9 protein-coding genes and 1 pseudogene are annotated in these 10,872 nt (G+C 68.6%); 6 read left to right on the top strand and 4 right to left on the bottom strand.

The features are described from left to right. Positions 1–241: 241 nt before the first annotated feature. A pseudogene (locus A5713_RS29690) lies at positions 242–1,129 on the bottom strand (sulfotransferase); the annotation flags it as partial. 889 nt (positions 1,130–2,018) lie between these two features. Here A5713_RS29690 and A5713_RS11235 point away from each other — a divergent pair. Next, positions 2,019–3,095 (top strand): DUF190 domain-containing protein, encoded by a 1,077-nt coding sequence (locus A5713_RS11235; RefSeq protein WP_068095490.1) that lies wholly within the window; start codon positions 2,019–2,021, stop codon positions 3,093–3,095. Between the two features lies 1 nt (position 3,096). Here the strand turns inward: A5713_RS11235 and A5713_RS11230 are convergent, their stop codons facing one another. The 3 genes from A5713_RS11230 to A5713_RS11220 all read right to left on the bottom strand — a co-directional run bounded on the left by A5713_RS11230 (position 3,097) and on the right by A5713_RS11220 (position 5,806). Beyond that, positions 3,097–3,990 (bottom strand): fructose bisphosphate aldolase, encoded by an 894-nt coding sequence (locus tag A5713_RS11230; RefSeq protein ID WP_068095488.1) that lies wholly within the window; start codon positions 3,988–3,990, stop codon positions 3,097–3,099. Positions 3,991–4,106: 116 nt separating this feature from the next. Further along, a complete protein-coding gene (locus A5713_RS11225) occupies positions 4,107–4,685 on the bottom strand; it encodes a cytochrome b (RefSeq protein ID WP_082972900.1) in 579 nt (192 codons plus the stop codon). Then, positions 4,682–5,806, bottom strand: coding sequence for a catalase family peroxidase (locus A5713_RS11220; protein WP_304442226.1), 1,125 nt, complete (start codon positions 5,804–5,806; stop codon positions 4,682–4,684). Before A5713_RS11220 ends, A5713_RS11225 begins: the two co-directional genes overlap by 4 nt. 357 nt (positions 5,807–6,163) lie before the next feature. Here A5713_RS11220 and A5713_RS11215 point away from each other — a divergent pair, with 357 nt between their 5' ends. From A5713_RS11215 to A5713_RS11195, 5 genes are all read left to right on the top strand, one after another. Then, positions 6,164–6,541, top strand: a complete 378-nt coding sequence (locus A5713_RS11215) for an STAS domain-containing protein (RefSeq protein WP_067920553.1) — start codon at positions 6,164–6,166, stop codon at positions 6,539–6,541. Between the two features lie 9 nt (positions 6,542–6,550). After that, positions 6,551–7,036, top strand: a complete 486-nt coding sequence (locus A5713_RS11210) for an ATP-binding protein (protein WP_082972899.1) — start codon at positions 6,551–6,553, stop codon at positions 7,034–7,036. A gap of 84 nt (positions 7,037–7,120) precedes the next feature. After that, positions 7,121–7,741 (top strand): TetR/AcrR family transcriptional regulator, encoded by a 621-nt coding sequence (locus A5713_RS11205; RefSeq protein ID WP_068095486.1) that lies wholly within the window; start codon positions 7,121–7,123, stop codon positions 7,739–7,741. Between the two features lie 96 nt (positions 7,742–7,837). Beyond that, a complete protein-coding gene (locus tag A5713_RS11200; protein ID WP_068095484.1) occupies positions 7,838–8,974 on the top strand; it encodes a phosphotransferase in 1,137 nt (378 codons plus the stop codon). Between the two features lie 117 nt (positions 8,975–9,091). Continuing rightward, positions 9,092–10,864: an amidohydrolase family protein gene (locus A5713_RS11195; RefSeq protein ID WP_068095482.1), complete on the top strand. Its 1,773-nt coding sequence runs from the start codon at positions 9,092–9,094 to the stop codon at positions 10,862–10,864. Positions 10,865–10,872 lie beyond the last annotated feature (8 nt).

Genomic DNA, 10,872 nt, shown 5'->3' with positions numbered 1-10,872 from the left:
CCACCGGTGGAGCCGCCGCCGGCCCCACGGCAGGTGCACGCTCCCGCGGTTGGTCCACAGCCGGGAGCGGCCGGCGGCGGTGGCGGCGGAACCAGCGGGACAGGTGGCGGCATGGGCGGTGGCGGTCCGGTGCGGCCGTCCCCGGCGCCCCCGGTGCCACCGCCCCCACAGAAGCAACCCGGCTTTGTCAGGCTCGCGCCGTGAGACCGGACCTGCGATATTCGGCCCGCGCCTGCCCCGTCTACCGCAGCGTCTCGGTGGGCACCGCGTAGCGGTCCTGGTATGCGCGCACCCGCTCGCGCACCTCGCCTTCCCGTAGGCCGGTGTCCGACCAGGTGTACCGGCCGCGGCCGCCGTCGCCGGGATGGGTCGCCAGGAACTCGCGCATCCTCTGCTCGGCTTCGGGTCGCAGTTCACGATCCAGTCGCTGGTAGATGTCCTTGATCGTGGTCCACGGGTCGTTGACGAAGTCGCTGTATTGCACGTCGATCACGCGGTCCGCCGGCACCGCCCCGCTGTCGCGCAGGGCCATCTCTCGTTCCAGGCCGACGACGATCTCCTCGTAGGACTGGGCCGCGCACTCGGCGACGCTGGAATCGTCGCTGCACATCCGGCGCAGGTGGTGGGTCAGGGCGGCGATCGGGCTGGGCGGAGTCTGAAGGTGCGCAGGTGGCGGCGGCGGAATCTCCGGTGGGCTGGGCGGGACCATGTCTCCGGAGGGAAGCGCCATGATTGCCGAGGCGAGCGCCGTAGTGGGCAGGTCCGCGGCTGCAGTGCCGGTGAACTGCTGACCCGCATCGGTTGCGGCGCCGTGCAGATACGCCGCAGGGTGCGTCGGCCCATTCGATGCCGGCGCGGGAGTTACCAAAATGGGAGCGATCTTGCTTTGATCGTGCGGGCAGTAGGCCTCTACTGACGCTGTGATGAATCGGGTCATGGTGGATTCGAGGCGAGCCGGGGGGTAGAGGCGCTCGGCCGGATCCTTGGAGTACGCATTTTTCAGCATCGCGCCCACGACGGTGTTCACGGGAATGCCTCGATCGAGCACAAGACAAATCTTGTGGGCGGTGTCGATCAGGCTTGGGACGCCCTCGACAGCGGGGATGTCTTCCTGGTTGAGAAGCGCCTTGAAGATTTCGTCCTGGTTGGGGTCGGCCGCTGCTGCGCCCTCGCGCAGCGTCGCGCCGCCGGTTAGCACCACGCTGACGGCGACGACAGCGCTGGCGCGGCCGGTGATGCGGGTGAACATGAGGAGTTTCCATTCCTGGTAGTGCCGTCAGTCGACGGGCTCGAATCGTGAATTGCGCCGCGCGCGTGGGTGTCTGGCCAAGCCGTCCGGCACGTCGGCGAGATCAGCGAGCGTTGGCGTTCCGGTCGGGCAACGGCCCCGCGGCCGGCTCGCCGCGGCGGCTCCGCCGAAGAAACCGATCGAAAGGCCCGACTATCCGTTGAACTCGCCTCAATCGTCGACGCGCAATGTGTTTGGATGCCACAGCGCCCGAGTCGCCACTGAAACGAATCGTCGGCGGCGGACGTCGACGAAAGGGTCCGTGGCCAATATCATGGGCGCTCCGCGGCAGGGCAACCCGGAAGGTTGGGCGAGGTTGCAACCTCGCTCATTCCGCCAGATCCCAACAGTCGCTGGATGAAGTGTCCAGCAGTGGGCACGCCGCTTGAACACGGCATCTCTGGAGCGTACCGCCGCCGTTACGACCTCCGGTAGGGGCATGTCCCGGATCTACGCTGCAAACTGACTGTCAGCCGACCCGCGAAGCGCGGTCCCATAAGCGAAAAGCGCGCACGCTAAGGCTCATTCGGCGTCACGGTGTCCGCACGGGCGTCAAGGCTCCGCACGCGCGGGGTAGGTGGCATGTCGACCAAGGCCACAACGTATTCAGAGCCCGGTATCTGCAGCACCGCGTATGATCACCGCAGGGTGACAGGATGGCGTCAGCGCAGGGGTTCCACGTCGCCAGCGACGCGTGAAGACTCCTGCAGGGCAACACTTTAGGAGCGCCATGGACGAGGACTGCCTGAAGCTCACCACCTATCTGGCCGAGCGTCGGCGAACCGGCGAAGGGTTTGTCTCCGACGTCCTGCTCGACCTCTATGCGCGGCATCGCATCGCCTGTGGCGTGGTCCTGCGCGGCATCGGCGGCTTCGGGAGCGGACGCCACCTGCGGACCGACGAGTCGCTGACGCTGTCGGAGGACCCGCCCGTCGCCATCGTCGCGGTCGACACGAAGGCGAAGATCGAAGCCCTGCTCGACCCGGTGCTGGCCGTGAAGCAGCGCGGCCTGGTGACGTTGGAGCGGGCGCGGCTGCTGCGCGAGGATGTCGGGCCGGTGCGGTTGCCGGACGAATTGCGCGAAGCCGTCAAGCTGACCGTCTACGTCGGGCGCAAGGAACGCGTCAACGGGGTCCCGGCCTACGTCGCCGTCTGCGACCTCCTGCATCGGCGCCGGATAGCCGGCGCGTCGGTGCTGCTCGGGGTCGACGGCGTCACCCACGGGCGGCGGCACCGTGCGCGCTTCATCGGCCGGAACGCCAACGTGCCGATGATGATCCTCGCCGTCGGGTCGGGTGAGCGCATCGCGGGGGTTCTGCCGGAGCTGGCACGGTTGCTCCACGGCCCGATGTTCACGCTGGAGCGGGTCCGCCTGTGCAAACGCGGCGGCGAACTCTTGGAGCGGCCGCATGCCCTGCCGGGCGTTGACGAACGCGGTTTGCCGCTATTCCAGAAGTTGACGATCTACACCTCCGAGTCGGCCCTGCACGACGGGGTGCCCATCCACCGCGCCATCGTGCGGCGGCTGCGTCAGCGCGAAGCGCCCGACGGCGCGACGGTGCTGCGGGGCATTTGGGGATACCACGGGGACCACCGACCGCACGGGGACAAATTTCTCTCGTTGCGCCGCGACGTTCCGGTGGTGACCATCGTCGTGGACACGCCCGCCAACATCGCCGAAACCTTCGACGTGATAGACGAATTGACGCGCGACGATGGGCTGGTGACGAGCGAGATGGTGCCCGCGGTGGTGTCGGACGAACGCGACGGCGACGGGCCGCCGCACATGGCCCAGCACCGGTATTGAATCAGCCGGCGACCGAGGCGTCGTAGATCGACTGGATCGCCTTGTCCAGCGTGGCGTTGAACTGTTCGTCGGACTGGTCGACCGTCAGCCCCTCGGTCAGGGCGCGACTGAAGCTGGCGATCAACCCCGCGTTCTTCGCCAGCAGCTCGTTGGCCTCCTCGCGCGAGTAGCCGCCGGAGAGGGCGACCACCCGCATCACCTTCGGGTGTTCGATCAGGGGACGGTAGAAGTTGACCTCGCTGGGCAGGCTCAGCTTGAGCATCACGCGCTGCCCGTCGGGCACGTTCTCGAGTTGCTTGGTGATCTCGTCGCGCAGGATCGACTCGGCCTCGGCTTTGTCCGAGATCGAGATGGTGACCTCGGGCTCGATGATCGGCACCAGGCCGTGCGAGAGCACCTGATGGGCCAGCTCGAACTGCTGGGCGACCACGGCGGCGATGCCCTTGGCGTTGGCGCCGCCGATCACCGACCGTTCCTTGGTGCCGAACACGCCCTTGCTCACGGCGCGCTCCAGCAGCTCGTCCAGTCCGGGGATCGGCTTCATCAGCTGCACGTCATCGGACGCCTCGGCCAGGCCCTTGTCGATCTTCAGGATCGGCACCACGCCCTTGGTCTCCCACAGGTAGGTCGTCGACGGCCGGCCCTCGATCTCGCGGTCCATGGTCTGCTCGAACAGGATCGCGGCCAGCACGCGATCACCGGCGAAGGCCGGGGAGGTGATGATCCGCGACCGCATCTGATGGATGAGGTCGAACATCTCCTCCTCGGAGGAGTACGCGTCGTCCTGGATGCCGTAGAGGCGCAGTGCCTTGGGAGTGGACCCGCCGCTCTGATCGAGCGCTGCGATGAATCCCTTGCCCGACGTCATCCGCTCCGCTTGCTTCTCGTTCGGCATGGAAGTTCTCCACTCCTTCGTGGTCGGCGTCAAGGTCACGTCGCTGCGGTGCCGCGCACCCTTGAAATAATCGTGCCGATCATATTCGGCCGATCAAAGCCCCAGAAGGCAGGCCGTCACCGCTCGGCTTGGTCGGGCTGCGGGGTGGCGGGTCTGACGCGCCACAGCGCCATGCGATCCAGGAGCCGGTCGCGCAGAACGAGCGTGTGGAACAGCACCGCGCACATGTGGGCGGTAAACGTGGCGAACAGCAGGAACGCGAACGCGCCGTGGCACTCGCGCAGCACCGCGAACACGTCGATGCTGTGCGGCGCGATGCCGGGCAGCCGCAGCGGACCCACCAGCGTGACGGGAAACCGCGCCGCCGACAGCATCGCCCATCCGGTGAGGGGCTGCACCAGCAGCAGGGCGTAGAGCAAACGCTCCGACCACGTCGCGATCCGCCGTTCCGCGCCGCTCATGGTGGACAGGAACGGTGGGGGCCGGTGCCTGAGCCGATTCGCCAGCCGCACCACGGCGAAAATCAGGATCAGCACACCCAGCGGCCGATGGATGGCCAGCAGCAGCGGGTAGTAGGTCAGGGAGGCGACCATGGTGACGCCGATGAGCAGTTGCGCGATGACCATCGGCGCCATCAGCCAGTGCAACAGGCGGGACGGGAGCGCGAAACGCGTCGCGGGGTTGGCGTGCGTCACCGGAGCACCTGGGAGACGTCGACGGCGCTGGGCGTCTTGGGTTCCTCCGCGCGGCGGGTGAACGATCGGGCGTAGACGGCCGATCTCGCGGCGAGCAACGGGTCGTCGGACACGGTGATCCCGTCCGGCAGCACCGTCGGGTCGAAGTTGATGTCGCGAGCGTTGCCGGGCGCCTCGGTCTGCACGGCGGTGACGGTGATGGTGCCGGCCTCGACGGTGCGGCGCGACCGCGGCCAGGGTTTCGTGGCGTCGTGGGTCGGGTCGCCGGGTTCCCCGACCGTGAGCACCAGCCGCCAGCTCAGCGGGCGCTGGGCCAGCGTGCGGATGAGGTCGTCGAACAGGTAGTCCTTGCCGGCCGGTGGGGCCGGTGGGGTCGGGGCTCCCTGCGGAACGACCGCCCAGCGCACCGGCACGGTCGCCCCGGCGCCGTTGGTGAACCGGAACGCGTTGAGTCCGTAGAAGGCGCTGTCGGCGAAGCCCGCGCTGGGCGCGGCCTGCTTGATGATCTTCATCGCGGCGACGGTCTCGGGGTGGCGGTCGAGGAAGGCGGCCATCTTCTGCGGATCGGGCTTGCCCGTCTCGGGCACCGGCTTGGACGCCAGGAGCCGGTCGTAGAAGCCCTGCGGCGTGCTGTCCGGGAAGACGGGGATGTTGATCATCGCGGTGCGCCATTGCTGGCCGTCGGGACCCTGGAAGAGCAGGCCCAGCCCGCGGACCGTGGTGGACGCGTCCGCCTGATCCGGCAGGGTCCCCGACAGGGAGAACCGGCCGATGACCGGCACGCTGCCCTCCCGGAAGACCGCGGCCCGGCAGATCGCCGCCCCCGCGCCCGTGCTCGCGAAGGTTCCCACCGCGCTGAGGCCCTTGGCGTGATTGCGGCGAAAGCCGTCGTGGCGTCCGTAGATGTGTTCGAAGCGATCGGCGAATCGGGACGGGGTCAGCGCCGCAGGCCGCAGCCAGCCGCCGGCATAGGCGAACCCGCCGACATCGACCGCGGCGATGCCGGCCACCGCCCCCATGCCCAGCAAGGCACGCCTTGACAGCGCGTCGCTGACGGACCGGGAGGGCTTGGCGTCGCCGGTCGGGTCGTCCTGCTCGCCACCGCGATCACCGGGCTCCATGCCCACCGTCCTCGGCTGTTTGCGCAGGCCACGGGGCCCAAACCGGAAAAATATTCAGTCGAGCTAATTCACGCATGGGCGGGCGCCAGGCGCAACTTCTGCGGGGACCGTCGGACACACTCACAGGACGGTGCGGCGCGGCGAATCGTTCACTCGCTTTGAGAGTGGTCCGCCGAGTGACATACCATCGGGTAAACAACTTGCGGCTGCATCTGTGGCTAACTGCGCAGATCGACGGAGTGTGCCTCCTCCGACGGCAAGCGCCTTCCGTGGGGTTGAACAAGCAGCCCCCGGGCTTGGCAGCCTGATTGAGAGCTAAGGGTGTCCCGCCAAGGGACCGAATGTGAGTGATAGACCATGGGTGAATTAACCGGCGATCCGATCGATCCGACCGCTTTCTCAGTAGGAAAGCAGCAGGTCGATCAGGCGGTCGTGCTCAACGTCTCGGGCGAAGTGGACATGCTGAGCTCGCCCCACCTGGCCGAAGCGATCCAGACCGCGCTGGCGGCGAAGCCCGCCGCGCTGATCGTCGACCTGTCGAAGGTGGACTTCCTGGCGTCGGCCGGAATGACCGTCCTGGTCACGGCGCAGGCGGAGACCGAGCCGCCGACCCAGTTCGCGGTCGTCGCCAACGGCTCGGCCACCAGCCGGCCGATCAAACTGATGGGAATCGACAGCGTGCTCGCGCTCTACAGCTCGCTCGACGACGCGCTGAGCGGCATTACTGCTGGGTGAACCTTTCAGATGGGGGCACAGCTGGAAACGATGGGGCGCTCTGATCGTCAGCCGTACAACGTCTCGAACCTCGATGACCGGTCCCGCTTCGTGCGGCATCGTGTCGCCGCCGATGCGCGCGGCGCTGCCCGGGTCCGAGCCGACTTCGGGGTCTGGCTGAAGACACATTTCGCCCTGGGTGGCGACCGGTTCAGCGACGTCGTGCTGGCCGTGAACGAAGCGATCGCCAACGCCGCGGAATTCGCCTATTGCGACGCCACGCAGCGCGGGACGCTGGACGTCAGCGCGTCCTACGACCACCAGTCCGACACCCTGGCCGTCACGGTCGACGATCGCGGCCGTTGGCGACAGAAGGTGCCCGCACAGCGCCATCAGCAGCTCCGCGGGCGCGGTATCCCGCTGATGCGGGCACTCGCCGACGAAGTGGCGATCGACCGCACGCCGCGCGGAACCCGCGTCGCGATGACGTGGATCGGCCTCACGCAGCGGTCGTAGGCGGCGACTGCCACCCGTCGGCGATCCGCTTGATTCGCAACCGATTTCGTCATTTCGCGCCATCGATCCCGTAACATCTGCGCCGTGGAGCCGAGCCGTCGGTGGGGTGACGACCGCGCGATCCTCGACGACGAGGAGGCGCGCCGGCGCATCCTGGACGCCGCGGGCCGCTGCATCGTGCAACGCGGGAACACCCAGTTCCGGATGGGCGAGGTGGCCGACGAGGCGGGGGTGTCGCGTTCCACGGTGTACCGCTACTTCCCGGCCCGCGACGACGTGCTGCTGGGCCTGATCCTGGCGCGGGTCGACCGCGCGCTCGGTGAGCTGGTGCGCTCGCTGCCCGCCCCGGACGATCCGGTGCGCTCGGTGCCCGAGATGGTGCTGGCCCGCGTCGAGTCGGTGAACGGCGATCCGCTGAACGAGGCGCTGTTCGCCGCCGAGAGCACCGCCGTGGCGACGGCCCTCGAAAAGGGTTCGGAACCCATTGTCGACACGCTGTTGCGGCACTATCAGCCCCTGCTGGAGCGGTGGAAGTCGGCGGGCCGTCTGCACGCCGACCTCGATCCCAGGTCGGTGGTCCAGTGGCTGCATGCGACGACGTTGTTCCTCCTGGCGCCGTCCTGGCGATACCGCACGGCCGCGGACAAACGCGAGTTCGTGGACCAGTTCGTGGTGCGGGCCCTCGTGCCGGGAATCAGACAATAAAGGAGTATTGTCTGATGTCGGCGTTCTTCTGACTCCCCGACGCCCAGGCGGCTCGCCGCCCCGGTGGCACATCCCGAACCCAGGAATCGAGCGGACATGAATAGTCCCGTGTCGCAGGTCTTTTCGGCCGCCGGCCTGGCCGCTCACCTGGGCCGCGGCGTGCGCCGGGTGGCCACCGACGCGGTGATCGGCGGCCGGTTGGGGCTGCCCCGCCGGGTGCGGGACATCGACGCGGCGGTGCTGTCCCGGGTGATGGGCACCACCGTCAGATCGGTCCGCGTCCTGGGCAGCGACGCCGGCACGTCGGCGCGGGCGCGGCTGGTGTTGACCGGAAAGGACGTCCCCAGCTCGGTGTTCGTCAAGCTCGCGGCGACGACCGCGGCCACCCGGTTGATGGGCGAGTTGGGCCGGCTCGGACACACGGAGGTCCGGTTCTACAACCAGCTCGCCCCCCAAATCATCGGCGTCCCCTACGCCTACGGTACGGCGTTCGATCCCTGGACGGGCCGCTACCTGTTGGTGCTCGAAGACCTCCCCGCCGAGTCGTGCGAGTTCCCCGACACCTTGCACCCGCTGTCCCTGGAGCAGGCCGGTCTCATCGTCGAGCTGCTGGCCGACCTGCACGCCACCTTCTGGGACCGACTGCCCCGCGGCGGGCGCGGCCCGCTGGGCTGGCTGTATACCCCCTCCGGCGACGTCACCTCCCTACTGACCGGCTCGCTGATGCACGCCTCGGTCAGGCGCCTTGCCGAACGCACCGAAATCCCTTTGGAGAACGGCCGATTCATCGCCGACAACTACCGTGCGGTCGCCGCCCTCATCGACACTCCCCCGCACACCGTCATGCATGGCGACGCCCACCCGGGCAACATGTACTTCCACGGCGGCAAGGCGGGTCTGCTGGACTGGCAGGCGGTGCGGCGCGGACACCCGGCCCGGGAACTGGCCTACACCCTGATCACCAGCCTCACGCCCGAAGATCGCCGGGCGAACCAGCGGGAACTGCTCGACGATTACCGCCGCGCGCTCGCCGCGGCGGGCGGACCCGAACTCGACCGCGACGACCTGTGGCTGCGGTTCCGCCAGGCCGCGCTGTACGCCTACGTCGCTCCGCTGATCACCGCGGGAATGGGCGGCATGCAAGTCGAGGACATCGCCATGGAAGGGCTGCGCCGCGGCGTTGCGGCACTCGACGACCTGGAAACGGTCGCCGCCCTGAAGAGTTCGCTCTGAGGCCACCAAGTTTGCGCCGAACCTGTTGCATGGCCGCCGTAAGGGTTACGCTACTTCCCGTAGCGTAATGCTGACGCGTCCGGTGCGTCTTCGGCCCATGGCGGCAAGGAGAGTCTCGTGTTCGACCTGAAGATCATTGGCGGCACCGTCGTCGACGGCACCGGCGCAGAGCGCTATCGCGCCGACATCGGCATCAAGGACGGCAAGATCGTCGACGTGGTCCGCCGCGGGGACGGCGACCCTGACACCGGGGGCCTGCAGACGGCGCAGGCCGCCGAAACCATCGATGCCGCAGGGCGTGTGGTGGCCCCCGGCTTCGTCGACATCCACACCCACTACGACGGTCAGGTGAGCTGGGACAGCCTGCTCGAACCCTCGAGCGGTCACGGGGTCACCACCGTGGTCACCGGCAACTGCGGCGTCGGGTTCGCCCCGGTTCGTCCCGGAACGGAGCAGTGGCTGATCGAGTTGATGGAGGGTGTCGAGGACATTCCCGGCACCGCTCTTACCGAGGGCATCACCTGGGGCTGGGAGAGTTACCCCGAGTATCTCGACGCCATCGGTGAGCACAAGTTCGCGATCGACGTGGGCAGCCAGGTCGCCCACGGAGCCATCCGCGCCTACGCGATGGGCGACCGCGGCGCCCGCAACGAGCCGGCCACCCCCGACGACATCGCCGCGATGGGCCGGCTGGTACGCGAGGCGATCGAGGCGGGCGCGCTGGGTTTCTCGACGTCGCGCACGATGGGCCACCGCGCGATGGACGGTGAACCCGTACCCGGCACCTTCGCCGCCGAGGAAGAGTTGTTCGGCCTCGGCCGCGCGATGGCGGCCGGCGGGCAGGCCGTGTTCGAGCTCGCCCCGCAGGGCGCCGCGGGCGAGGACATCGTCGCCCCCAAGAAGGAATTGGAGTGGATGCGACGACTGGGCGCCGAGATCGACCGGCCGGTGTCGTTCGCTCTGATCCAGGTCGACGCCGACCCGAAGCTGTGGCGCGAGATGCTGGACCTCTCGGCGGACGCGCACGCAGCGGGCGCTCGGCTATACCCCCAGATCGCCGCGCGCCCGTTCGGCATGATGATCGGGTTCCAGGGCCATCACGGCTTCAGCCACCGGCCCACCTACCGCCGGCTCAAGGCCGAACTCGGCCGGGAGGAACTCGCGCAGCGCCTGGCCGACCCCGCGGTAAAGGCCGCGATCCTGTCCGAGGAGGACCTGCCCGCCGACCCCACCCTGTTGTTCGACGGCATGTTCGCCCTGGTCCAGCACTCGCTGCACCGCCTGTACGCGCTCGGCGATCCGCCCGACTACGAGCCCACCCCGGACCGCACCGTCGCGGCCATCGCCCAGGCCCGCGGCGAGGACCCGCTGTCCACCCTCTACGACCTCATGCTGGAGTCCGACGCCACCTCCATGCTGATGCTGCCGCTGTTCAACTACGCCGACGGCAACTGCGACGCGATCCGGGAGATGCTGCTGCACCCCGCCGGCGTGCTCGGGCTTTCCGACGGCGGCGCCCACTGCGGAATGATCTGCGACGCCTCCTATCCCACCTTCCTGCTGACGCACTGGGCGCGCGACCGGCGCCGGGGTGAGAAGCTTTCGCTGGAGTACGTGATCCGCAAGCAGTCCCGCGACACCGCACACCTTTTCGGTCTCACCGACCGCGGCACCATCGAGCCGGGCAAGAAGGCCGACCTCAACGTCATCGACCTGGACGCCCTGACGCTGCATCCCGCCGCGATGGCCTTCGACCTGCCCGCCGGCGGGAACCGGATCCTGCAGGGAGCCAGCGGCTATGCGGCCACCATCGTCAGCGGGACGGTCACCCGGCGCGACGACGTCGACACCGGGGCCCGCCCCGGGCGTCTGGTGCGCGGGGCACGTTAAGGCTCCGG

Source organism: Mycobacterium sp. E2497, assembly GCF_001668695.1.
GTDB lineage: Bacteria > Actinomycetota > Actinomycetes > Mycobacteriales > Mycobacteriaceae > Mycobacterium.
This window is presented reverse-complemented; position numbering and strand designations above follow the sequence as displayed.